Annotated in this window: 22 protein-coding genes and 1 pseudogene; 10 read left to right on the forward strand and 13 right to left on the reverse strand. The window is 48.2% G+C overall.

What is annotated here, in order from left to right; all coding sequences use genetic code 11:
* Window positions 1–114 precede the first annotated feature (114 nt).
* Both ACBZ72_00675 and ACBZ72_00680 read left to right on the forward strand, forming a co-directional pair.
* On the forward strand, window positions 115–765 hold the full coding sequence (locus ACBZ72_00675; protein XES77409.1) for a hypothetical protein: 651 nt from the start codon (window positions 115–117) through the stop codon (window positions 763–765).
* Between the two features lie 96 nt (window positions 766–861).
* Complete coding sequence (locus ACBZ72_00680) at window positions 862–1,353, forward strand: YbaN family protein (GenBank protein XES77410.1); 492 nt, start codon at window positions 862–864, stop codon at window positions 1,351–1,353.
* On the opposite strand, the gene ACBZ72_00685 is transcribed toward ACBZ72_00680, so the two are convergent.
* From ACBZ72_00685 to ACBZ72_00720, 8 genes are all read right to left on the reverse strand, one after another.
* The gene (locus tag ACBZ72_00685; protein XES77411.1) at window positions 1,325–1,612 is read right to left on the reverse strand and encodes a 4Fe-4S dicluster domain-containing protein; all 288 of its coding nucleotides are present in this window, start codon (window positions 1,610–1,612) and stop codon (window positions 1,325–1,327) included. The genes ACBZ72_00680 and ACBZ72_00685 overlap by 29 nt on opposite strands.
* Window positions 1,613–1,622: 10 nt before the next feature.
* Entirely contained in the window at window positions 1,623–2,528 is a 906-nt protein-coding gene (locus ACBZ72_00690; GenBank protein XES77412.1) for an acyl-CoA dehydratase activase, read from the reverse strand.
* A complete protein-coding gene (locus ACBZ72_00695; GenBank protein XES77413.1) occupies window positions 2,525–3,313 on the reverse strand; it encodes an acyl-CoA dehydratase activase in 789 nt (262 codons plus the stop codon). The genes ACBZ72_00690 and ACBZ72_00695 overlap by 4 nt, the downstream gene beginning before the upstream one ends.
* Window positions 3,314–3,324: 11 nt before the next feature.
* A complete protein-coding gene (locus ACBZ72_00700; protein ID XES77414.1) occupies window positions 3,325–4,656 on the reverse strand; it encodes a 2-hydroxyacyl-CoA dehydratase subunit D in 1,332 nt (443 codons plus the stop codon).
* A gap of 26 nt (window positions 4,657–4,682) precedes the next feature.
* Window positions 4,683–5,666: a 4Fe-4S binding protein gene (locus ACBZ72_00705; protein ID XES77415.1), complete on the reverse strand. Its 984-nt coding sequence runs from the start codon at window positions 5,664–5,666 to the stop codon at window positions 4,683–4,685.
* Window positions 5,667–5,694: 28 nt separating this feature from the next.
* Window positions 5,695–6,378: a sulfite exporter TauE/SafE family protein gene (locus tag ACBZ72_00710; GenBank protein XES77416.1), complete on the reverse strand. Its 684-nt coding sequence runs from the start codon at window positions 6,376–6,378 to the stop codon at window positions 5,695–5,697.
* Window positions 6,379–6,471: 93 nt separating this feature from the next.
* Entirely contained in the window at window positions 6,472–7,443 is a 972-nt protein-coding gene (locus tag ACBZ72_00715; GenBank protein XES77417.1) for a 4Fe-4S binding protein, read from the reverse strand.
* A gap of 112 nt (window positions 7,444–7,555) precedes the next feature.
* The gene (locus ACBZ72_00720) at window positions 7,556–10,387 is read right to left on the reverse strand and encodes a CARDB domain-containing protein (protein XES77418.1); all 2,832 of its coding nucleotides are present in this window, start codon (window positions 10,385–10,387) and stop codon (window positions 7,556–7,558) included.
* 335 nt (window positions 10,388–10,722) lie between these two features.
* Between ACBZ72_00720 and ACBZ72_00725 the strand changes: the two genes are divergently transcribed.
* Window positions 10,723–11,364 carry an Lrp/AsnC family transcriptional regulator gene (locus ACBZ72_00725; protein ID XES77419.1) on the forward strand — a complete coding sequence of 214 codons (642 nt, stop codon included), beginning with the start codon at window positions 10,723–10,725 and terminating at the stop codon, window positions 11,362–11,364.
* A gap of 190 nt (window positions 11,365–11,554) precedes the next feature.
* Here ACBZ72_00725 and ACBZ72_00730 read toward each other — a convergent pair whose 3' ends face one another.
* The 3 genes from ACBZ72_00730 to ACBZ72_00740 form a co-directional block, all read right to left on the reverse strand.
* Window positions 11,555–11,911, reverse strand: coding sequence for a cation transporting ATPase C-terminal domain-containing protein (locus ACBZ72_00730; GenBank protein ID XES77420.1), 357 nt, complete (start codon window positions 11,909–11,911; stop codon window positions 11,555–11,557).
* Between the two features lie 45 nt (window positions 11,912–11,956).
* The gene (locus ACBZ72_00735) at window positions 11,957–12,091 is read right to left on the reverse strand and encodes a hypothetical protein (protein XES77421.1); all 135 of its coding nucleotides are present in this window, start codon (window positions 12,089–12,091) and stop codon (window positions 11,957–11,959) included.
* A gap of 155 nt (window positions 12,092–12,246) precedes the next feature.
* Window positions 12,247–14,316, reverse strand: a complete 2,070-nt coding sequence (locus tag ACBZ72_00740) for a cation-translocating P-type ATPase (GenBank protein ID XES77422.1) — start codon at window positions 14,314–14,316, stop codon at window positions 12,247–12,249.
* A 417-nt stretch (window positions 14,317–14,733) separates the two neighbouring features.
* On the opposite strand from ACBZ72_00740, the gene ACBZ72_00745 reads away from it, so the two are divergent.
* From ACBZ72_00745 to ACBZ72_00760, 4 genes are all read left to right on the forward strand, one after another.
* Window positions 14,734–16,260, forward strand: a complete 1,527-nt coding sequence (locus ACBZ72_00745; GenBank protein XES77423.1) for an ammonium transporter — start codon at window positions 14,734–14,736, stop codon at window positions 16,258–16,260.
* Window positions 16,261–16,534: 274 nt separating this feature from the next.
* Window positions 16,535–17,788 carry an SLC13 family permease gene (locus tag ACBZ72_00750; GenBank protein XES77424.1) on the forward strand — a complete coding sequence of 418 codons (1,254 nt, stop codon included), beginning with the start codon at window positions 16,535–16,537 and terminating at the stop codon, window positions 17,786–17,788.
* Window positions 17,789–17,850: 62 nt separating this feature from the next.
* Window positions 17,851–18,159, forward strand: a complete 309-nt coding sequence (locus tag ACBZ72_00755; GenBank protein XES77425.1) for a hypothetical protein — start codon at window positions 17,851–17,853, stop codon at window positions 18,157–18,159.
* 293 nt (window positions 18,160–18,452) lie between these two features.
* The gene (locus ACBZ72_00760; GenBank protein ID XES77426.1) at window positions 18,453–19,727 is read left to right on the forward strand and encodes an ammonium transporter; all 1,275 of its coding nucleotides are present in this window, start codon (window positions 18,453–18,455) and stop codon (window positions 19,725–19,727) included.
* 642 nt (window positions 19,728–20,369) lie between these two features.
* Here the strand turns inward: ACBZ72_00760 and ACBZ72_00765 are convergent.
* Window positions 20,370–21,068: a DUF1614 domain-containing protein gene (locus tag ACBZ72_00765; protein ID XES77427.1), complete on the reverse strand. Its 699-nt coding sequence runs from the start codon at window positions 21,066–21,068 to the stop codon at window positions 20,370–20,372.
* A 197-nt stretch (window positions 21,069–21,265) separates the two neighbouring features.
* On the opposite strand from ACBZ72_00765, the pseudogene ACBZ72_00770 reads away from it, so the two are divergent.
* Window positions 21,266–21,757, forward strand: a pseudogene (locus ACBZ72_00770) (DinB family protein).
* On the opposite strand, the gene ACBZ72_00775 reads toward ACBZ72_00770, so the two are convergent.
* Complete coding sequence (locus ACBZ72_00775) at window positions 21,702–22,451, reverse strand: hypothetical protein (GenBank protein ID XES77428.1); 750 nt, start codon at window positions 22,449–22,451, stop codon at window positions 21,702–21,704. The pseudogene ACBZ72_00770 and the gene ACBZ72_00775 sit on opposite strands and share 56 nt — an antisense overlap.
* 211 nt (window positions 22,452–22,662) lie before the next feature.
* On the opposite strand from ACBZ72_00775, the gene ACBZ72_00780 reads away from it, so the two are divergent.
* The gene (locus ACBZ72_00780) at window positions 22,663–22,911 is read left to right on the forward strand and encodes a hypothetical protein (GenBank protein XES77429.1); all 249 of its coding nucleotides are present in this window, start codon (window positions 22,663–22,665) and stop codon (window positions 22,909–22,911) included.
* Entirely contained in the window at window positions 22,908–24,497 is a 1,590-nt protein-coding gene (locus ACBZ72_00785) for an APC family permease (protein XES77430.1), read from the forward strand. Before ACBZ72_00780 ends, ACBZ72_00785 begins: the two co-directional genes overlap by 4 nt.
* The last annotated feature ends 110 nt before the right edge of the window (window positions 24,498–24,607 follow it).

Here is a 24,607-nt window from a genome sequence, read left to right on the forward strand (position 1 = left end):
GCATTCATGGTTGAGTTCAGAGGCATGCCTGCATAACTGAATTGTAGTTTCGTGATGTTTTTGGTTTAAACGCTTTTATTTTAAGGGTGTCTATTTTTAGTTGAGGAATTTGTTGTGGACTCTGATTTACTTGATAAGCTTGCCCAGAAAACAATAACTAAGCAGCAACTTTGCCAGGCGGTGGCAGAAAATTTTGAGTTACTTCCGCAGCTTGTTAAGGGGGTTTCTTCGCCGAAAGCCTCAATCAGGTACGGATGCAGCAGTGTTCTGGTGGATTTATCTGCCCAGTATCCCAAGAAACTTTACCCCTGCCTGGATATCTTCATTGGGCTTTTGGACAGCAAATACCGCATCCTCACGTGGAACGCCACCGTAGCAATTGCTAACCTCTGCTGCGTGGATGTGAACCAAAAATTCGACGCTGTTTTTTGTAAATACTTTAATCTCATTAATAGTGGATACCTCATCACTGCAGCTAATGTTGTTGCTAACGCAGGCAAAATTGCGTTAGCCAAGCCTCATTTTATGCCTCAAATCACAAACGAACTTCTAAAAATTGATGCGCTGCCGACAACGCCACATTTAACTGACGAGTGCAAGAGAGTTCTGGCGGAACACGCAATTGCCTCGTTTGACATGTTTTTTGGCGGGCTAGATGCTGCGCAAAAGCAGATGGTTCTGGGTTTTGTTGCGGGGCATCAGGATAGTTCAAGAAAAACTTTGGGCTGCAAGGCTTCTGTCTTTCTCCAACGTTGGGGTGCATAGTTTTGAACTTCAAACATCAGACGCCTTTTTCGGCGACTGTTTTTTGAATTTCAAAAACAGTAATATATATGAACTTAGAATTCAATTAACATGCTAATGACTCAACCTGAGGCAGATAAAACCCGCAGCATAAAAAACGCCCTCTTGGTAGCCGCAGGCACAATATGTGTGTGCCTAGGCGCCATCGGCATAGTCCTACCTATCCTGCCTACCACCCCGTTTCTCCTACTCGCCGCCGCCTGCTACCTACGCGGCTCCGAACGCATGTATCACTGGCTTCTAACCAACCGCTGGTTTGGAACCTACATCAAAAACTACCACGAAGGCAAAGGCATGTCTGCCCGAGGCAAAATCTTCACCCTCACCCTGCTCTGGGTCACCATCCTCTACTCAGCGTTGTTTGTGGTCAATTCTTGGATTATTCAGGTAGTCCTCTTCTGCGTATGCATCGGCGTAACAGCACACCTGCTGAAAATCCCTACATACCGAGAAACCAAAACGTTAACCGCTTCAAACAACCACGAAATAATGAACCTTAAAAAGAAAAAGACAAAAAGGTCTAAAGAGGCTTCCAAACGCAACTTATAGCACCTTGGCTGCATGCCAAAACGCACGGTGTCTGGTTATCTTGAGGTCGGCATTGGGCGCAGGTGTAGCGGATTTTTTTCCGATGCTCTTCAGAGACGGCGGCGACGGTTTTGTCCTCCAAGTCGATGAATTCAGTGACCAATTCCAGCGCCTTTTGTGGGCATGCTTCCACGCATTTTTGGCATCCGCTGCATTTGTCAGAGTCAATGATGATGAAGTATTCGCCTGAGCCGTCAATGTAGCCATAATGCGTAATCACATGTGCCGCCTCAGTTGCCCTGCGCCTTCACGTACAAAGCTTTGCCCAGTAACGCCGCGCCCATGGCTCCAGCCAACATCGGGTCTAACTCTCCTTCCCGCCAGTTCGGCGACGGCAACGTCTTAACCCCCAAAATGTTTTCAATCCTCGAAACAATGCCCATGTTCTTGGATTGTCCACCTGTAACCACAAGCTCCTTCTCAAGACCCACACGGCTAATGAGGTTAGCCATACGCACCGCCATCGCCCGCGTGTATGCCGCCAGCACTTTTTCGCGGGACCAGCCCTTGCGCAACAACCCAACCGCTTCGGTTTTGGCGTATGCCACACAGGTGCAGCTAACGGGTTCGGGTTCCTCATCCAGCGACAAAGAAACCTTACCGATTTCTTCAATAGGTATCTTAAGCAGGTCTGCAAAGACCTCCATGCCCCTGCCTGTGCCTGCGGCACACTTGTCATTCATCAGAAATGAGGTAACTCTGCCTGTTTGGTCGCAGTGGATTGCTTTGATGTCTTGTCCACCTACATCAAGGATGGTTCGGACGCTTGGACCCCAAATGTAGTTAGCGCCTTTGGCGTGGCAGGCAATTTCGGTGATGGCTTTATTTGCCATTGGAACGTTGACTCGCCCGTAGCCAGTGCCGACGGTGTATTTGATGTCGTTTTGGGTTAGGTCCGTGTCCTTGAGCACCATGTTCATGACTTTTTTGGCGCTGTCGGGGCTGTTGGAGCCCGTTCGCGTGACTGCCCACGCGTAGATTTGGCCGTCAATCATAATCGCCGCTTTAGAACCCACCGAGCCCACATCCACACCTGCTGTGATAACGTCTTTGTGGTCCCAGCTTTTGTCAGAGCAGACCCTGCGGTATTCTTCCCAACGCCAGAACTCTTTTGTGTCTTTGGTTGGTTCGGTCATTTTGATGCACCCTTGGCTCGGCTTGTCGCCGTAAGCGCAGCGCCTAACGCACCCACAAACTCGGGGTATTCAGGCACTAGAATTTCTAGTCCAAGCTTCCTTTTTAGTGATGCGATGAACCCCACATCTTTGGCTACTCCGCCAACAAGTGCAACGTCAGGGTTAATCCCCAACCTGTGCACCATCGAGGAGATGCGGTCAGCCATCGCGTCGAAAACGGCGCGTGCAATTTCAGGTTTAGACTCCTGCCGGTGGATGAGTGAGACCACGTCGGATTCGCCGAAGATGACGCAGCTTGCATTAATGGGGCTGGCGCGCTCCGCCTTCAAGCTTAACGGACCCATTTCCTCCATCTTAACTTCAAGTGCTCTTGCCATGGCTTCAATGAAGGTTCCTGCGCCAGCTGCACATCGCTCGTTAACTACAAAGTCCATCATGATGCCGCGTTCGTCGCATTTGACTGCGCGTGCTTCCTCAGCGCCAACATCCACCACCGTTCTTGCGGTGGGAATCAGAAAGACTCCTGCGCGGGCGTCGGCGCCCATCATGCTTACTGTGCCGTTTGAGTATGGTGCCATGTCCATGCCTGAACCTGTTGATAGGACTAAGCTGACTTCTTCTCTGGCGACTTTCGCGGCGTCTAAGGCTTGGACAAAAACTTCCTCAGCAGCTTTGGTAGGTTCGAAACCTGAAAAGCCCTTTGCTCTCGCCACAACTTGCCTGTCTTTGAGGACAACAACCTTGACGGTCTGGATACCCATGTCAATTCCAACAGTTGTAACCATAGTCGTCGCCTCTAAAAGTCCACCCTTGCAGACAACATTTCAAGGAATGCTTCAACTCGTGTTTTCATTTGTCCAACATCTTCTCTGGTATATTCTGTGTCTAAATAGTAGACTGGGATGTCAACTTTGTCTAGCGCCTTTTTTACGCGAGAGTACTCCATGGCGTAGAGCATGCAGCCGCGGATGACATAGTAGATGACGCCCTGCGCTTTGGTATCTTTGACTTTGTTTAGTAGCCAGTTGACGCGGTCTTCGTTTCCGTCTTTGCTGGTAAAGCATGGGCAGGTGGAAGCCATCAGGTACCGTTCGGCTATGCCGTTAATCATGTCATCCATTGTCCATTCGTCGATGCCTACGGGGTCGTAGAGGACGCGGTCGCTACTACATAACTCGTCACCCACAAGTATCCCCTGCGGAGTCGCCTCCTCAATCAGCGTGGGCAACTTCCAGTTATCAGGCCAAAACATCGGCGTTCCCGTCACAATAACCCGCGGGGTATCAGGCGGACAAGCCCACTCATTCTTCTCTGCACGTTTCTCCAGCTCGTCACAGAGCGCCTCAGTCTTTTTCGTCCAACGTTTAATATCGTCCCACATACTCATCTGGTTAACCAGCATTGCGTCCCTGCCCATGATGACAGGGTTGCCTTTGCGCAGGTCCTGTAGCCGACGAAACGCTTTGGTGGCTTTCTGCATGGTTTCGATGGCTTCTTTAAGTTTTTTGGGCGTGATTTTGTTTCCCGTGAGTTTTTCAATTTGGGTTTTGATGGCTTTGATTTCTTCCTTCCATAAGTGCAGAGACTGCGCGCTGTCTTTGACGCGGGGTGGGGTCATTATCCACATTTGTTTGGCGTCGCTAAGGATTTCGCTTAGCTTGGTTTGGCCGTCACAGGTTAAGGTGCTTATGACGGCGTCGCTTAGCTCCAAGTAGGGTGAGAGGTCAATCATTTTTGCGCCGATGGTGGAGCGGATAACAGGGCAGACCTCCACGGGCACGATGCGGTCTCCCAATTTGGAGGTGTCATACCAGCCTGAGTTCACTCGGACGGGAATGGCGTCGGCGGCTAAAATCAGTTCGATGGGAGCAAACACACAGAGATACCCGATGACTTTTCTACCTTGAGCTTTGGCTTCTTGGATTTCTTTTTGGCGCATTCCAAAAAAGTTTGAAACTTCATCAAAGTACTGCATGGCTGCGGGGCGGTTAGGGTCGGTTTTCTTCATCCGCTCAATGTTGTCTGCCATGATTCTCTCTGAAGCTGCTTTCACGGAGGCGTTTAGCTCCTCAACTTCTTTTTGAGGCATGTCCGGCAGGTACTTTTTTTCTGCACTTTGGCTTTTCATCTTTCTTTCTCCTATTAAGGGTGTGACTATTCGATGTTTGAAGGTTCCAACCAGTTACGAGAGTGGAATACGGTTTTTCCACCCAGATTCACTTTGAGGCAGTCCTCGTAGGGACACATCTCCACGCAACGCATGCAGTTAAGGCACATGGAGGTTTTGATGTCGCCGCCCTTCTGCTCATACACCTCAGTGACTTGGACGGGGCAGACGCGTTTGCATATGCCGCATTTGGTGCATTTCTCTTCGGTCTTGTTGATGTGAAGCACGGGTGCCCATTTGAAGGCTTTGAAGCGGTTTGCGGCGGCAAGGGTTATGCCGGTGGGGCAGAAGCGGCACCAGAACCGTCGATACATGAAGGTGCTCACCAAAGTTAACCCGATAAAGATGTAGATGAGCACGGATGTGACGACGGGGATGTTGATGTAGTACACTATATCTCGGGTGTAGGGGTAACTGAAGCTCCAGTCAACAAAGCCGAGATTTGCCAAGGCACCTGTCCAAGGCACAATAAGCGGCTCAAGCGGACTCAAAAACAGGTTGAGAGAGTGGTAGGGACCCCGCAAAAACAGAAATTGGATTTGTGATGCAGGCGTGATGGTTAAAGCGCCCACCAGAAGCGGTGAAACCAAAATGGCGGCGGCGATGACGTATCGGAGCCTGTTGAGGGCGCCGTTGACTCGGTCGCTAAGCGTCCAGTAACGTATCCCCAGCTTTTTCCTAAGCATGGCAATGAGGTCCATGTAGAAACCGAAGGGGCATACCCAGCCGCAGAAAAACCTGCCACTGAAAAGGGTGACTGCAAAAATCACCAAAAAGAACGCCACCAGCCACAACGCCATGGTGAACGAGATGAATATGCCCACCAAAGAAACCACCTGAATGAACAGGCGGAGGTAGCTAAGTTTTCGGGTGCGGTCTTTTTTCCAGATTGTTATGATTAATACGCCTGCAAGTGCTAGACCTATAGCAACTATAGCTGCGAATATGGTCCCCAGTAGTGCTTCGTACATCGTATCCAGCCTTTATGATGAGTTTCTGTTAAATAATTATTGCGTCTAAAAGAGTTATCACGCCCAAAATTATCAAGGCAACAGCGCCCAACCTTGAAATCCACACGCGAAACAGAGGTGCCTTGTTGAGCAGCCACCCCGTAGCGCCTCCAATTAGGAGAATGGGCGAAAGAGATGTTCCTACTCCAAACAGGACAGCTAAGGCGAAACTGTCAAAGGGCGAGGCGAACGTTAGCGAGTACGCCAGAAGCGCCATTAACGGCGTGCACAGCACCAACCCTCGGGATAGCCCCAGTGTGTAGGCTCGAATGTCAAACCTGCTCCGCAGCTTACCTGAAGTTTCGTTGGGTGTTGCCTTGGCGGTGCAGTTGCTGCATCCTTGCGGTTTTTTCCTCAATAGCAACGTCACGCCGATACCGATTGTGATTATGCTAAATGCTGTTGAGGAGTAAGTTTGGAAGGAGGAGAGCAGCGAGTCGTTGACAAGCAGGTTTAAGGCGCCGATGGCTGCCCCGATTATGGCGTAGGCGGTTATGCGTCCCAAATTGAACATCACGGTAACTGAGATGCCTTTGCGAAACCCTGCATTTATGCCTGCAATGTAGCTTGCCACGTAGGGTAGGCAGGTTGAAGTGCAAAAAGCTACACCGTACAGTAATCCGCCAGCTAAGGCGGCTAAGTATGGGTTGGCAACTTCAGGCAGCAACGACATGGGCAAGGTCAACTTGGGTTTGAAGCATTAGTCGGAAACTGCTTTTAAAGTTTGCATAAAAACCCGAAATCAGCCCAGCCACCCGAATAGATGTTAGTTTTTAGTTTTTTCTTCGGTCGTGGGTGGGTTTAGCCAGTTTCGGGAGGCGAACAACGTTTTGCCTGCTGCCTTAACTTTGAGGCAGTCTTCGTAGGGGCACATCTCCACGCACCTTAAACAAAGCATGCACATAGAGGTGTCCACTCGTCCACCTTTCTGCTCATAAACGTCCGTGACCTGTACTGTACAGACCCGCTTGCATATGCCGCACTTAGTGCATATCTCTTGGTCCTTTTCCAAATGAACCAACGGCGCCCACCTAAAACCCCTCAACCTGTTGGCAACGGCAATTGAAACCCCTGTGGGGCAGAAACGGCACCAAAACCGCCTCACAAAAAACGAAGAAACCAACACAAACACCACAAAAGCAACCACGCAAATTAATGCATAGTCTGCGCTGGAGTAGTAGACAATCTGGTCAACGTAAGGAAAGTTAAGGTTAGACTCATAAAGGGTCTGCCAAGGAGCAACCACGGGCACCAGTGGACCCAGCAGAATGCGTAGTGGATTGAAGGGTCCTGAGATAAATATCAACGAAGAAGACGTGGGCAAAGACGCATAATCTATTAGAAAAAGCGGCGAAGCAGCAAGCACAACAAAAACGGCGTAACGCAGCTTGTGTAATCCTCTGTTTAGCCAGTCAGGCAGGTTGAAGTAACGCACTTTGAGAGCTTGACGAACCAAACTTACAAGGTCCATGTAAAAGCCCAACGGGCATATCCAGCCGCAGAAAAACCTGCCAAACACCAAAGTTGCAAGCAGAAGGCCCAGCACCACCAAACTGAGCCAGAGGGGGTAGGCGATTAAGTAAAACAGTGCCGCCTGTGAGGCTAATTGGATGAAAAGTCGAAGGTAGCTTGTTTTTCGGGACAGGTTCTTGGCTAAAATGTGAATGGTTAAGGCGCCTGCTATTGTCAGCCCTGCGAGTAGTGTTATTTTGAGGATTTCGATTAATAGAGCTTCCATGCTGGCTTTTTCTTCCTTGACTGCCGTTGGCTGGGCTTTTGGGTGTAAATGAAAATAGGGCTGCCTTAATTTAAACGTGCACAATTTTAGAAAAAGGGTAAAGGAGCCTTGTTTAAGGCTCATGGGGTACCGCAATAACTTCGCGGGTGTTGTACTGCTCCAGATAGTTTATGTGGTCTGCGTCGTAGGGGTAGCTTTCGGTTTGCAGCGGATAGGGGAATCCAGTCATGTTGTGGAACGGAATGGGCGTCACTGTGAAGCCGTCGTTTCCAGGTCCGAAGCCGTAGTTTGCGTATTGCACTTTGAACCAGCAAGCGACAAAGAAGTAGTAGCTTCTTTCCATGCCTGGTTCGGGGTCGGTGAGGTTGCTTGTTGGAAACTGCAGGGCAACTGAGTCGCCTTGTCTGCCGATTACAAACATGTTATCTTCGCTGAGTAGCAGTTCGGTTACGTTGCCGTATCTTGTGAAGTTGCCTGAGGAGCCTGCTGCTATGGGTACGAATTCTTGGGAAAGGTCTGCTTGGGCGTTGATTCTTTGTATGGTTGTGTTTTGGTCAGGCATTACATCTACTCCTACGTAGTCAAAGGTCACGTTCCAGAAGTTGCTTATCCGCAACGAGTAGTCTTCTGTGGGGAACAGCCCAGTTAGGTCCACCACGAATGTTCGGAGGATTCCATCAGGTGGAAGCGGGAACTGTCGGCTTTCTGGAACAGGTACCCAGTTTCCGTTGGCGTCTTTTACTTCCATGAAGGGTGTTGGTGTTGGCTCCGTTAAGTCTGGTACTTGCGTAGAGTAGAACTTGTTCATCCATAAAGTGTAGCTTTCTTCTGGACCCCAATCTACCATTGCGTTAACTACCAGCTTGATTTGTTTCTGTCCTGTCAGGTTGCCCAAGTCTAAGGTTAGTCGGTTCCAGGTTTGGTTGTCCCAGTTTTCGCTGTATTTACCGTTAAAGCCAGAGGTGGATAAGTCGTCTTTGTTTGAAATGGCTGCTAAGGCGTCTTCTTGGTTATATGACTTTACAACGGTGCCGTTGTATGCAATGACAAATTCGTTTGTGGCAGAGACGGGGCTTAACAGGTCTTGGCTCACTGTGTAGATTTTGCCCATGTACGCTGGGTCGATGTACTGTTCCACCATGGTCGAGTAGACATCTGTTCCAACTGGGTGGTCGATTGCAAGCAGGTACGCGGAGTCAATGAAGAAGATTTCATCCCATTTCTGGGTTAGGCTCAGCAAGTAACTGCCGTTAACAGCCTCCAGTTGGTCTTGCCCCAGCGGGAGGTAGTCCCATGGGTTGTTTCTCCAATACTCAAGGGAACCATCCGAGTTAACATATCGAGTGTAGCCCAGCCAGCCATGGTTGGAAACTTCGCCCACATAGTTGTATTGGGTGCCATTCCACATGTACAGTGAGGGGCATGATGAACCGCCAGTGTATGTTGCCGTAACTGACAACCTGTCCGTTAAGGTCACGGTGCGGAAAAGGCTGGTGCTTCCATCATCCCACTGTAGGAAAGTCACTCTGCCTGTTGGGTCCTGATTAGGCATCTCGATGGTGTAGGTGCCTTCGGGCAGCAGTGCCGTCCAGAAGGTGGTGTGCATTTCTCTGGCGCCGTTGGGCATGGTGATGTAGAAGTCTGCGTCACCGCGGGGTGAAATGTTTACGTTAAGCGTGTGGTAGCCGTCTTTGACAACCATGTAGCCGCCGGGTAACCCGTTCAAGTCGATGACGTAGGTTTGCGAGTCTCCGCCGGGTAGTGGTGGCGCGACTATGGTGAATTCCACGTTTTCTTCTGCGCCTGCTGGCAGGGTTATGGTTTTGGTTTCCACGGTTTCTAAGCTGTTTTGGCCGGTGCCCACTCTGAGTTTAACGGTTATGCTGCTTTGGGCTGACCCTTCATTGACGGCTTTTGCTGAAACGTGGACTGTTTCTCCAGCCCAAACTTCATAGGGCTTAACAATAAGGTTGCTAAGCTTTATTGTTGAAGGACCTTGAATGCTGAGCGTTCCAGTAGCGTCGCCTACGCTGATGGCGTAGTCGCCCTTTGCGGATTCTGTTACTGTAAACTCGACGGTTGTGGTTTCCCCTCCGGATAACTCCACGGTTTTGCTGCTTTGCACGGCACCGTTGACGGCGAAGTCAACTACGTAACTGCCACGGGTTTCGCCTACGTTTGTGACTTTGGCAGTTACGTCAACGGGTATTCCTGGCTCAGCAACCTCGGGGTCGATTATTAGGTTTGTAACTTGGAACTCGGCTGGTTTAGCAGGCGGCGCCGCAGGGTTAACCGTAAAGGTTCCCGTCAAGCCACCGATTTCAACTTGGTATGCTCCCTCAGTTTGTTCCACTACTTCAAAGAGAACACTTGTGAAGCCGTTTCCTTCTACTTCGCCTGTTCTGGTTTGGATTTCCTCGCCATTTACGAAGAGCGTGACCGCATAGCTGGTGCTTTCTGCTGCTTTGTTGGTGACTCTGACGGTGATGCCGATGGGTTCGCCTATGTTTGCAGTGGTGCGGTTGATGGCCAAATCAGATAACGCAACTGAACTGGTCAGCGTGAAAGAGACCTCTAAATTGCCAACGCTGACTATATGTGTTCCTTCTCCAGCGTTTGAGATTATAAATTCAATGATTTTAGTTTCGCTGGGTGCAATCTTGACTGTTTGTTCTTGGTTCTGTACGCCATCCAGCAACAAGTTTGCTGTGTAGGTTCCGCTTTCACCGCCCACGTTGGTGACGTTAACCGATACCTTTACGGTTTGCCCCACTAACCCCGTTGAGGGGGTCACTTGGAGTTCCATGAGTTGAATCTGGGAGGGTTGCAGTTCGGGTCCAGGTAACGAGGCTACATAGAAGTATCCTCCAGCTGCGGAGGCGACTATGATTAGGTCAATTATGAGGATTGCTTGAAGTTTGCTTATTGCAGTTTTGGCGCGCATGCTTTCTGCATTAGTTGGTTAGGCTTAATATAGCTAATGCAGAATTCGCAGGTTGGTGTTTGGTTGCTTAAGAATCTGCGGTTTGGTTTAGAATTATAGAATATTTCTAGGTTTTTTTGGGGGCTATTTTGCTTGTTTGCTGGTTGGGTTTGGTTTGGCGGGTTTGTTTTGCTTTGTTGTATGCTTCGTTGTTTTAAACGTATGTCGCGCATATTAGGTAATTAACTGCAAAAATGTGCACAACTATTCCATTTTTTTCCAGTAACGTTTATATTTTCCACAGTTACTTCAACAACTGTTAAATCAGCTAAATAAACAGTGTATCGCGTGAAACTTTGGAGGAATCTAAACTGGAAAATTTAGCCGGACCCATGGATTATGTCGATTTCCAGATACTATGTTTACTGCAACAAGATTCAAGGCTAAGCTTCAATAAAATAGCCAACAAACTCGACATCTCGGTCGGAACAGCATTCAACCGCATCAAAAACCTGGAAAAAAGCGGCATTCTCAAAGGATACACAATCGTTCTGGACTCCGAGAAAATAGGCTACGGTTTAACTGCCCTAATCCTGATTCAAACTGAAGGGGGACATTTAGCCGAAGTTGAAAAAGAAATCTCCAAATCCGCCAACGTCATCGCAATTTATGACATAACAGGAGACTACGACGCCGCTGTCATAACAAAATTCCAAGAAAGAGACCGCCTAAGCGTCTTCATAAAAAACCTCATGGCAGTTCCACATGTCAAAAGAACCGCAACCAGTGTCGCGCTGGAAGTAATCAAAGAGGAATTCCGAATAAACCTCCACGACGCCGACACCTCCGAAGTTCTAAATAAGAAAAAACAATGTCTACAACCTCATCGCGTAAAAAACACAGATAAAGAAAAAATCAATAAGGTCAAACTCCAAAAAAGCCGCTTAGAAACAAAAGCGTTTCAGCAAGAGATAGCTGAAGCTGCGAAAACAAGCTAATCGCCCTCACGACTTTGGATTGTTTCCTAAGGGTTTTTTGCCTTATAACTGTGTTTTTAGTAACCTTGTCTTCTGACTCGGCTTGATTTCTTTTAGAATTATCTACCAGGCTCGATTAATCTGCCATTTTTAACTCTATTAGAAAGATGTCAGCAGCGCTTGTTTTTAAAAAGAAAAAAGGAAGGTGCAGTTATGTTGAGTTTGGTTTTCTTCGTTTGGATGCGATGTATTTTCCGATTTCCAAAGCTGCGAACACTATTCCAGCAAAGAGAGCCGCGATAACCCAGTCGAAAGGTTCTGGAGCGTGAACACCAAAGATTTGTTGTATGCCTGGGGTGTAGAGTATGAATAGTTGTAGGGCGAAGGAGGAGAGTATTGCGTCGCAGATGTAGTTTGTTTTGAATAAGCCGTGACTTTTAAGACTGGTATTTGTAGGAACGTGAGGAAGTGCGATGGCGAGTTGATTAGGATCATGGCGGTTAGGAGTTGGGTGCGGGCTTCTAGGAGGTTGTATTCTCTGACCCAGGGTTGATGCAATAAAGTACACTAAGAGGAGTAGTGTTGAGAGAGTGCTGGGGATGCGACTAGAAGGTTAGATGTCGCGTGTGAAATGCTTCTTTGGTTTGCCGGGTTTGCGTTCCATGATGTCGGGGTCGCCGGGGTCTACGCCTAATGACGATTGAGGTGGGGTAAGCCGTCGGTGACTAGGTTCTCCAAAGCACTGCATCTGGCAGTAAACGCTATAGCGCACCTGCTGACTGTGGCAGGTCAGAGCCTGGAGTAACGTTGCGGCCAGGTTGGAACCAGGACGACGGCGATGAACATGACAAGTGTATATTCATGATGGTCACAGCAGCAAGTAAGTGATTATTTTTGATGTTATCATAAATTTTCCCTACTACCCTCCTTGACTGCTTTGACGATGCTAGCAAAATTATCATCCGCCAAAACCATGTCTGAGGCTTCTTTGGTGACTTCTGTGCCAGTGATGCCCATGGCTACGCCTATGTCTGCCATTTTCAGTGCTGGTGCATCGTTGACGCCGTCGCCAGTCATGGCTACAACTTGGTCTCTTTGCTTCCATGCTTGGACGATGCGCATTTTATGTTCAGGCGCAACTCGAGCATAGATGACTACGTTTTCTACGACTTGCTGGAGTTCTTGGTCGCTCATTTTTTCAAGTTCGGCGCCGGTGAGGACTTTGCTTTCAGTGTCGTTTTCGCCAACTAAGTTGAGTTCTTTGGCGACTGCTGTGGCGGTTAGTTTATGGTCGCCTGTTATCATGACTACTCGGATGCCTGCTTTTCTGCAGATGGCGATGGCGTCTTTGACTTCGTTGCGGGGCGGGTCAATCATACCCATAATCCCCACGAAAACAAAGCCCTCTTCGATTTCTTCGCCAAAGTTTGTGGTGTCAGGTGGGAGTTCTTTGTAGGCGAATCCTAGGTTTCTCAGCGCTTGTAGTGCCATGGCTTCCGTGATTTTGTGTAGGTCAGCGTTTTGCTCAGGCGTGATTTTTTGAACTTTCCCGTTTACTAGTATGTGTGTGCATTTCGATAGGATGATTTCTGGTGCGCCTTTCATGTATGCCATGCGTGTGTTGCCGACTTGGTGGATGGTGGTCATGCGTTTGCGTTCGCTGCTGAAGGGAATCTCTGCGATGCGGGGTTCTTGCTGGTCAAGCTCCTGCTTTTGTAGGTCGGCTTTGGCGGCTGCAACAATGAGGGCGCCTTCAGTGGGGTCCCCTTTCACGGTCCATTTCTGGGTTTGAGTGTCTCTCTCTAAAGCCGAATCGTTGCAGAGGGTGGCGATTTTTAGGAGTTTTTTGAGTTGTACGTCGGGGGTTACTTGTTTGTTTTCGTTTTCAAAAGTGCCCTCAGGCGCATATCCAATACCAGTAACTTTGACAGCAGTATTATTAGTGAAAATGCGCTGAACCGTCATTTCACCCTTAGTCATGGTACCGGTCTTGTCACTACAGATGACGCTGGTGCAGCCAAGCGTTTCAACCGCAGGAAGCCGCTTCACGACAGTGCTGACTTTCGCCATGCGGTACATTCCTATGGCTAGCGCGCCTGTGACAATCGCGGGCAAAGCTTCGGGCACTGCAGCAACCGCGAGGCTGACCGCCCACAAAACCATGTCCAACACAGGGCGTTGCTCAACAAGAATTCCAACAGACGCTACACCGATGCAGACTGTTATGCAAAGGATTCCTATCCATTTGCCTACTGATGCCATTCGTTTTTCGAGTGGTGTTGTTTCGGTTTCGGTGCTTTGGACCATTTGGGCAATTTTGCCAAACTCAGTGTTCATACCGGTTGTGGTGGCTAAGGCTTTGGCTCTACCATAAGCAACAATTGTTCCTGTATAAAGCATGTTTTTGCGGTCGTTAAGTTGGGTGTTTTCAGGGAGGGCATCAGTTTGCTTGTTGACTGGTGCTGATTCGCCTGTTAATGCAGCTTCATCTATTTTGAGGTTATGCGCTTCCAAAAGTCTTGCGTCCGCAGAGACTTTGTCCCCCGTGTAAACAAGAAGTATGTCTCCGGGAACAATTTGGCTAGCAGGAATCTTCGTTTCTTTTCCATCACGAAGAACAATGGCGCTTGGGGCCGTCATCTTTTTCAAGGCTTCAACGGCCTTTTCAGACCGGTATTCTTGTGTGAAGCCCAGAGTTGCGCTGGCTATGACTATGATTAAGATGATGATTGCGTCGACGGTTTCGCCGATGACTATTGAGAGCCCGGTGGCGACAAGCAGAATTATCATCAGCACATCGGTGAATTGGCCTAAGAACAGTTTGATTGGTGAAGTTTTTTTCTCTTTTGTCAACTCGTTGGGGCCGTAGGTAGCTAAACGTTTCGTTGCTTCTTCGGATGTTAAGCCGTTTTCTGTGACGTTGAGTTCTTGCATTGCCTCTTCTGTTTTTAGTGCATGCAGAGGTTTTGACACAGCATTATTTCACTCCAATGTCAGCTACCACTTGCGAAGACAGTTATAGGCTTTTCTGAATGTTTTTAAGAAATATGCACAGTGGTGTTGAAGATTTGTGGTCAATCACCGCAAAAACTGTGGGTTCTGTGGACATCGTGTGGCGAGAAAATATGTGTTGTCAAGCCGAGTTTTTGCCTCTTTTTTCTTGTAGTTTGGGTGGTTAGTTTGAGTGGTTGTGGTGGGTGTTTTCTTGGCAATTCGGATTTTCTTGGCTTTGTTGGGTTTTTGTGCTGGGTTTGTGTGGCGCTTAGGTATGATTGTTTAAAATTTCGACATTATTATGTGCATTTTTTCTTTTTTTCTTAAAAGTTATGAACAAATCATAACTAAGCTTATATTTCTCAAACACAGCATGACCGTCAATTGGTGAATAAGATGAATAAAGAGGGAATACTAAGAAAAGCATCTGGTATTGCAGAAAAAGTGATTTCTAATCATTCGACGCTATTCATGCAAAAGAAATGGTACTTGCTCGCAGGCATTCTCGCTACTTGCTTAGCTATGAGCGTAGGCAGAGCATTTGCGCAAACTGGTAACCCATTGGCAGACACTGGCACAGCAATAAGCATGGCTTGGACTCTTGCCATGGGCGCGTTAGTCTGGTTCATGCAGTTGGGCTTCGCGTTCCTTGGCGCTGGCTACATTAGACACAAGAACCAAGTCAACTACTGGTCAAAGAGTTACATTGACTTCAGCATCGGTGTTGTCTTATTTGCGTTGGTCGGCTTCGGTTTGATGTTCGGTGGTTCAGGGGCAGGTTTCCCAACAGGCTTTGACTCTGCTGGTGAAATAATTTTCACAACTCTTCCAGGACTAGACCACGGAAACGCCTTCATAGGTTATTCCGGGTTTGCTTTAGCAGGCGACGCATACAACGGTTTAACGTTAACCTACTTCTTCTGGCAAGCCGTGTTCGCAGCCACATCAGTTACTATCGTCGCTGGAATGGTTGCCGGAAGAATGAAGTTCAAGGCATACCTGATCTACACCTTGTTGATTAACATCCTTATCTACCCCGTATACGGCCACTGGGTCTGGGGAGGCGGATGGTTATCACAGCTAGGCGCGTTAGACTTCGCCGGTTCAGGTGTAGTCCACGCGGTCGGTGGCTTCACAGGTTTGGCAGGCGCATTGCTCATTGGTCCAAGAATAGGCAAATACACCAAAGACGGTAAACCTCGTTCGTTCGGCTACACAAACGTCCCCTACATTGTGATAGGTACCATGATTCTGTTCTTCGGCTGGTTTGGTTTCAACCCTGGAAGCACACTGACAACATTGGACTTTAGAACTCCCATAGTCGCTACAAACACGTACCTTGCAGGCGGTGCAGCCGCGGCATTGGCAGTCTTCATAACGTACTTTGACCGCAAGAACTTTAAGGGCGCAGACATTTCGGCCATTTGCTGTTCCGCTTTGGGCGGTCTAGTTGCAATCACGGCACCATGTGCATATGTACCTCCATGGGCAGCAATCATCATAGGCTTCATCGCAGCTCCAATCACAATCTACGGTAACTTCTTCGTAGAACGGAAACTGAAGATTGACGACCCAGTGGGCGCATTTGGTGTCCACGGACTCAACGGTATCTTTGGTCTGCTTGCAGTTGGTCTCTTTGCGGACGGAACATACGGCGTACAAGGTGTCTTGATAAACGGCGCGGCAGGTCTCGAACAGCTAACCGCACAGTTGATTTCCGCTGGTGTTTGCGCTGGTTACGCGTTCGGTATGGGTCTGCTGATATTCGGTCTGATCAAGTACACAGTTGGTCTGCGTGTTCCAGCCAAAGAAGAAATCGAGGGCTTGGATGCGACAGAACACGGATTCGTTGCCTACCCAGAAGTGGTCATGAAGCCAGAAGACCCTGCATGGTTGGGCAAAGAAGACGGCAAAACAAAGTAGTTCCAACCCAAAAACCCCTCTTCCTTTTTTTGTCTGAATTTTTCGAATGCAAATGAGCCTCTTTCTTTGTGTTTCTGAAGGGATTTAGGGTTTTGAAGATTTTTTAAAATGATTGTCGCTACCATGCCGCTTTTGGTGGTGCAGATATTTAGTTAAACTCTGTTTTTGTGTATGTATATCCATTTTTTCATAAAAGTTATGCACAAATCATAAATAGTTTTATATTGCTTGCAGTGCCTCCCAGATGGAAAATGTACACGGGGATAAGTGAACTTTGCCTATAGATGCTCAAATCCTGATTCTGCCGGTGTTCATAGCTTGCTATGCGCTTGCTTTAAGTCGAAAAGTAAAGCTTTCCTACGTTTCAGTAGGGGCATTGGGTATATTGATGATTCTGGGGCTCATCTCTTGGCAAGACACCCTCTTCAACGCCATACAGTGGGATGTGCTCGCGGTCATTTGGGGCTTTATGATGGTTTCCTTCATCTTCTCCGAAAGCAAAATGCCCGAACTCATCGCAAACAAGATTCTAACTCACATCAAAACTGAAAAGTACGCTCTACTGGCAATCTGTTCCGTTGCAGCTTTCCTTTCCGCTTTCATGGCAAACGTGGCCGTGCTTTTCCTCATGGCGCCCGTCGCTATCCACATGGCTAAAAAACTGGGTTCCCCCCTCTTTCCCTACATCGTTTCTGTGGGTGTATGCTCCAACATGGTGACCACAACCACTATGATTGCTGACCCCCCTGCACTTATCCTAGCCATCCAAACTGGGTTAAGACCCTTAGACTTCTACTGGTTCCAAGGCAACCTTGGATTAGGAGCGATAACCGTTGTCGGTGTCGTTGCTGCCCTGCTCACCCTTCTTGTGATGTTTAGAAAAATGAACAAGCGCATAGAAATTGAGCCAGAGGAAATCAAAGTTGCCAAGCTGCCCAGTGTGCTGTTCTTGGGCGGCGTCATTGTGTTGTCTTTGGCTCCTGAATTCGGACTTAGCTTAGGCGCAGTTGGGCTGGCAGTGGGCATAATTGCCCTCGTTATGGGCGGCAAGCAGGCACCCAAAATGATGAAGGAATTCGACTGGGATTCCCTCATATTCTTAGCCGCCATCTTCGGCGTAATCTATGCCGTAACCACTTCCGGGCTCTTAACCGATGCAGCCCAAGCTCTAATAACAAGCGGCGCCAATAGCCCGCCATTGTTGCTCGGCATCTTAACTTGGATGTCCGTTGGGCTATCCACATTCATCGATCCAAACGCGTACACCGTGCTCATGATTCCCATCGGTCAACAACTGGCTGCCATGGCCGGTATGAGTGCTTGGCCTCTGCTCTTTGGTGTCCTCATTGGAACGGGAAGCGGGGCAAACATTCTGCCTATGGGTGCAGCGACCAACGTGTTTGCTTGCGGCTTACTGGAGAAGCATAACTGCTTAGTGAGCACCAAGGAATACATGAAGATTGGGCTGCCGCTGTCAGTTGTTGCGGTGGGTGTGGCGTTTGTGCTCCTATGGATACTATGGTTGTGATGAAAAATGAGCCAAAATCCAACTTTTTTATCAGTTCATTTTTTATGGAAGGGTGATTAAATATGTCTGAAGACCACATGTCGTCAAAGAAAGGCAAAAACTTCAAAGATATAATCGAGGAAGAAAAAACCAAAGGGGAAACACGCAAAAAGGTAATGCATTTTCTCACGCAAATCAACACTGGAGTTCTGTACTGCGGTTCTTTCCTAGTGGTCTTTGTTGCCATTTCTGTCTTGGTTTACGCTTGGCTCTCGCCTGAGGTTTACCTTTGGGCTGTTGCGCTAATCATCGCTGCGGGGGTATCCTCAATTTTTGCCTCCCGTTTAACCAACGCCCTCAAAAAGCGGCAATGGAAATATGCTTCCAGCTAAACGTCTGAACATATTCTCTATTACGCATGTTTTGTTTTCTCCTTGATGGTTAGGCTCCCACTTTTTAGGGGGCTTTTTGGTGTTTTTGTTTTTTGGACATTTGTGACTTTTTGTTTTTCTTTTCTAGTTTTTGTTGAGTTTTGTGGTATTATAGATGCGGCTTTTTGAACAAGCTTTCAAGGTTGAATATTTTCGCCTTGCATGTGGATAGTTTTAAATATTTGTTTAACATAAATGCACAGAAAAGCCTGAACATTCAAAAACACGTGTCAAAAACGTTATCGGTGAACAGAATGAGTGCAGTAATACCAACAAACCCTGGGGACACAGCATGGGTAATCGTCGCAACCGCCTTGGTTATGCTAATGACACCCGCGCTGGGCTTTTTCTACGGCGGCTTAGTTCGCAGAAAAAACCTTGTCTCTACAATCGTCCAATGCTTCATCATATTCGCAGTCATCAGCATCGTCTGGGCCCTTTGGGGTTACAGCCTTGTGTTCAGCGAAAGCTACTATGGCTTAATAGGCAATCTGTCACTAGCAGGGTTAACCAGCATAGGCATCAACGACGTTAACCCCGCATTAGCCCCCAACATCTCCTCCCTGCTATACTTCGCATTCCAATTGAAATTTGCCGCCATCACACCCGCCCTAATCATCGGCGCATGCGCAGAACGAATCCGCTTCCGCTCCCTGCTAATCTTCATCGTCCTGTGGTCAACCTTCATCTACGTACCCATCGCCCACTGGGTCTGGAACCCAGACGGCTGGCTACGCGCCGTAGGCGCAATAGACTTCGCAGGCGGAATAGTTGTGCACGTTTCTGCAGGGCTATCCGCGTTAGCTGCAGCTTTAGTGGTGGGGCGAAGAAAAGTCTGCGATGTTCCATGGAAAGACCACATGAAAACCTTAGACACCCAACCTGAAAAACCCTCAAACATACCCTACGTCATTCTCGGCGCCGCCTTGCTATGGTTTGGCTGGTTTGGCTTCAACGGAGGAAGCGCTTTAGCCGCAAACAACTTGGCTGTTTCCGCTGTTGTAACAACCAACTTGGCAGCTTCAGGCGCGGCAGTAAGCTGGATGCTCACGGATTGGCTAATTAAAGGCAAACCATCAGCGGTTGGCATGGCAATCGGCGCCGTCGTTGGATTGGTCGCCATCACCCCCGCCGCTGGCTACGTCAACGTAACATCCGCGATAATCATCGGGCTATCTGCAGGTATAATATCAAACCTCGTTGCCAACTGGAGAGTGGGACGGTCACGAATCGACGATACACTCGATGTCTTTGCATGCCACGGCGTAGGCGGACTTTGGGGTTCAATCGCAACTGGACTCTTCGCTACAGCCGCTGTGAACGGAGTAAACGGGCTATTCTTTGGAAACCCCAGTCTATTAGTTTCACAGTTGATTGCGGTAGTAGTTGTAGCGTCCTTTTCGTTCTTCGGGTCCTTCTTGCTGCTCAAGTTCGTTAACCTCTTCAGTCCACTACGCGTGAGTCCCGAGGCAGAAGATGCAGGTTTAGATTTCAGCGAACACGGCGAAGAAGCCTACCATCTCGACTGATCAACTCAACCCAAACCCCATCTCTTTTTACATCCATCAAAGTTTAATTCTCAATCCTTTTTGTCGGAGCCTTGATAAGCCAAAAACTCTTTACCTAACAGCCTAAATCCATTGGCTGGCGACTTGACCCTTGAATTCCATTGTTATCTATTCGTCAAAGGGTGGCAACACAGAGAAAGTTGCGCATGAAATTGCCTCAGAGCTAGCTTGCCCCTGTGTAGCAATATCCAAAAAAATCTACCCCATCCAACGTGAATTTGCCAGAGTATGACATGGTTTTTGTCGGAACAGGTGTCTACGTTTCAAAACCAAACAGTGACCTGATGAATTTCTTAAAGAAAACCGACTTAAGCAGAACTCGAAAATTCGCGGGTTTTCATAACATGGCTGGGCGCGTCCAAAAGTGGGCAAGATGTTTTTGATAAACTAAACGCCGTGATAGACGATAAAGGGCAGGAGGTTCTAGATGGCTGCTTTAAATGTTATGGGGAAGGGCACTCTTTGATAATGCGCGGTTTAGCCCGAACTTTGCCTCATGAACTCTCAGGGCACCCCAATGCGGAGGACTTGAAGGCGGCACGAGAGTGGGCACGAAAAGTCACTAACCAAACTAAGCGGTCGTTTGCAAGCTTTCAATTGTTTTTAGATTCCTGCAATTAATACGCCAATTATGCCGCTCAGAAAAACGCCGTCAAAGGTTCCTGCCCCGCCGATGCTGGCAACAGGTGCCCCAAGTTTTGGAATAACCCGCAAATTCAGTAGGTCTGCCCCTATTAGTGTACCCAAAACCCCTGATGCATAGGCAGTTGTTAACGGTTGTGACGGCGACAAAACCAAAGCTACAGCTGCAGCGGCAACTGGGGGAATCAATGCGGGTGTCACGATGCCCACGCCTTTCACGGGACGGGATATTGCGCGGGTCACTAACGTAACGACCCCTATGCCTACAAGGCTATAAAGAACTGTCGAGGGGTCAGCTTTAAACAGTAAATAAACGCTGACGGCTGTAGGAATAAGGGCTCCTCCAACGTTAACCGCTATGGTGGTCACAGTCTGCCCATACTCCACGCGGGGAATCCGATAAGTCATGCCTAGAGCACTCACATAGTCCTCCCTAATCATAGGCACAGAGGTTCTGACTTTCCACAACGGAATGTTGACGGCGCTTCCAAGCAGAGATGCCGCCAGCAGCAACAATATGACTAAGGGCGTGAAACCGACGTTAGCAAACGCGAAGCCTACAACGCCAAAGAAAACCAATCCCACAACGGCGGCTGCCAAAAATATCAGGAGTAAAAAAACCAAGAGGCTATGATGGAAGTAAATTGTTTTTCGGCTCATCTATTCACCGTTTAAAGCACAGATGGTTCTTTACTTCCAAGTGCCTACCCTTTATGTGTTTTGACAAACCACCGACTGGCTGAAGCAATCAATCTCACTTCCGTTGGCAAGTCTTAAATATTCAAACCCGCACCGCAGGTTTATGGATGTCCAAGACTTAGTTCGCTAACCTTGCAGTTCGTTACTCCTATTTTGCAGCTTTAAAGCAGTTTCCGTGGGCAACGGTCGTTGAGCCACGCGGACGAAGTTTTGATTCCGCCCGAAACGTGTTTCTTCATTTAACTCTTGTAGAAGACCGCTGGATAAACTACACCTTGCAGAACCGTTTCTGCGACTGGAAAGACCCTGACTTTGAGGCATTCCAAAATTTTGATTCCATGGAAACGTACCTGTTGCAAGTGAAAGCCGCCACAGAAGCTTTTCTGGAAACCTTGAACCCTCCCGCTTTAGAACGCTTGATTGTTGTTCCTTGGGGCAAAACCCCCGAGGTATGCATTTCGGTTGAATCTGCGCTGTGTCATATGGTGGAAGACATGATTCACTACGGTGAGTTATCGGCTTTCCTTTGGCAGGCGAACGTGAACGCTCCTTATCTTCCCTTTTGGCGGTTCAAATATGAAGAAAACGGTTCCCCTAGAATGGCCAGCGGGATTTCCCAAACCGAAACATTCCATCTAACTCGGGCTTAATCGGTTCAATTACATCCTCAATTCGGTTAACCACTTCGCCTAACGTTTCATCGCCCTTGAAATGCACTCTTATTTGAACTTCACAGCAAAGACGTTTATGGGCAAGCTCCACATATCCGCATTCATCATCCCAAAAGTATTCGTCCACAAATTTTTCTACCTCTTTTTCGGTGATGAACTCTACGGCTTCAAATCGAGACTCAATTTCTTCGACAACTTTTCCGTTTCGTCTTTTAAGATTCTTCCGAGTAAACGCTTCCAGTTTTTCAAGCCGCTGGGCATACAGCTTTAATGCTTTGGCTGCCTCGGTGACGGTTGCCTGTTTGAGTTTTGGTGCAACCAAGCTTACATGAACTTCTGCGTGGCCTTCCCCAATAACGTCAGGGTGGTCTCTTACTATGGCGAACAAAAAGTCGCTGATTTGGTCATGCAGTTTTAGAGTGGAATCCTCTTTTGTGTTTTTCTTGATTTCTTTAACCTTCTCTTTCGGCACGTAAGCAGGGTAATACTTAGACAAGGCTCTCTTGTTAAGCCAGCCGTACCAGAAAAACACGTAACCAAAGTTTGTGGGCACCGCTTTCAGACAGCCTTTCCCGTTGTCATCTACCGTTATGTCAACTAAGTCAAGAAACAAATCCCGCATTGACCGGTTAAGTGATGCTGCAGGTATATTTTGAAGCTTAATTTTCTCCATCATAAGTACCTTAAGGAGTAGCCTTAAAGCATTTATCCTAATTGGTTTTTCACCTTAGAATTCTTCATAAAAGCCGACCGCACATCCTTAGACCACACGCTGATTTAACCCACCTTGTTCTTTAACCAACAAGCTTCTTGGGGCAAAACAAGCCTTCAACGGAAAACGTGAAACCTAGTTAATTATATATCTAAATAAGTTACACACTAAATTGGCAGTCAGGTTGGTTGGGGAGAAAATAACTTTAAAGTTAGCATTTGGGGCAATTCAAGCACTGCTTTCCTTTGTGGCGATAGTCCTCGCCTTAGTTCTGCAGTTTGACTTTTTCAACGCGCAAACCGCCCTAAACATAGCTCAAGAAACGTTAACCTTCAACGTCACAATCCTAGTGTTGGCTGGCATAATTTTCTCAATTGCAGGACTGTTTCTGGTTTATGACTGGTGGGAGGAGCACGCATGAAAACTAGTTTTCGGTTACCCAAAAAAAAGAAAGGGCTCTCCCTGTTTGACCTCGTCATCACAGGTTTTAGCGGCGCAATAGGCTTTGAAATCTTTGTCCTGCTTAACTACGCTTACTTCCATCTGGCCGGACCTGACATAGTTTACGCTTTGGTGCTGGGCGGCATCATTAATCTGCTAATAATTCTCAGCTACTGTGAACTCAGCGCAGCCATGCCCCTAGTCGGCGGCGAATACACCTACATCAAAACCGCCTACGGCGGCTACATCGGCTTCATAGCCGGATGCTTCAGGTGGCTCGCAAGCCTTTTCGCCGCAGCCCTCGCAGCCGTAGCCTTCGTGTTGCAGTTAGCTTTTCTTTTTTCACTATTTGCCCCCCAAATCCAAACCGCAATCCTAAACCAATCATGGCTAGTAGCCCTAATCGTTGTTGCCGTCATGGGCTTTGCAGAAGTGCGGGGGTCAAAAACCTTTGGAAGCTTTATCGTGATTGCCTTCATAATGCTTTTCGTGGGCTTCATTGTAGGCGGCCTCTTTCAAGGTGTTGGGCCAGCAAATCCAGCGGTGTCCGCCGCTTTGCCCTCTGGACTCGCTGGAGTTTTAGCTGCCACCGTCTATATGTTTCCAATGTTTATCGGCGCCAAAGCACTCATAGCTGGGGCTTCAAGTGCAGAAAAACCTGGACGCGACGTCCCCCGCGGGTTGATTCTAACGTCTGTTCTGATTATTCCCCTTTACCTGCTTATTGCTCTAGTTGCGGTGGGTAAGGTGACTCCCACAGAGGTGCTTCAACAGGTTCCCCTTCTTAACTTTGCCGCGGACCAAATCTTTGGAGGCTTTGGCGGGATAGTTTTCGCAGTGGCTGGAATGGTTGCATGCTTGTCCGCTCTGGGCACCTCCATGTCGGTTCAGTCAAGCATCGCGCGGGGCATGAGCCGAGACGGGTACTTCCCAAAAATCCTTCTGTCCGTCCATAAACGCTTTGGAACCTTCCACGTAGCCGCAATCGCTGGCGCAGCCATAATAATGGCGTTAAGTGTGTTTGGGGACGTTCCTTTTCTCGGCTACGCCGCCAGCTTTGGCTCCCTTTTAGTGTTTGCGTTAGTTAACCTTTCCCTCATCAAACTCAGAAAAACCAAACCTCACATGGACCGCCCATTCAAAACTCCCCTTTATCCGTTGACGCCTATTCTGGGTTTTGTTCTCTCTGTGGCTTTGCTTATTTTCCCCGTCGTTTTGGGGGACGGAAACGCTTCTGACGCTTTATCCTCCAGCCTCGGAATAACCGCCATTGTTTTGGCATCTTACTACCTGAGAATGGCTGGACGTTTTCGGCTGCAAATCGCCATAGGCGGCATAAGCATAGGCGCTGGCATCGCGCTTGTTGCGGCTTCTCTGGCGGGTTTAGCTGGGCTAATTAAGCCACTGTTGCCCTTCATACCCAGTTACATACAAATCCTCTTTGGCATCGTGCTTCTTGTCACTGGCTACTATAACCTGACGGCGCATGGAAAGAAAAATAACAACAAGAACTCAAACAACAAAATGTCCGCTTCTGGCATCAAGATTGAGGAAGCGTCTGGTTAAACGCTTCAAATTCGCTTTCAGACAACAAATCCGCGGCTCTTAACTCAAGTAAGCCGGCGCGAATGTGCTCAACTTTTTCTTTTGATGCCAATAAATTGGCTTTTCCACAT

The organism is Candidatus Bathyarchaeia archaeon (genome assembly GCA_041447175.1).
GTDB lineage: Archaea > Thermoproteota > Bathyarchaeia > Bathyarchaeales > Bathycorpusculaceae > JADGNF01.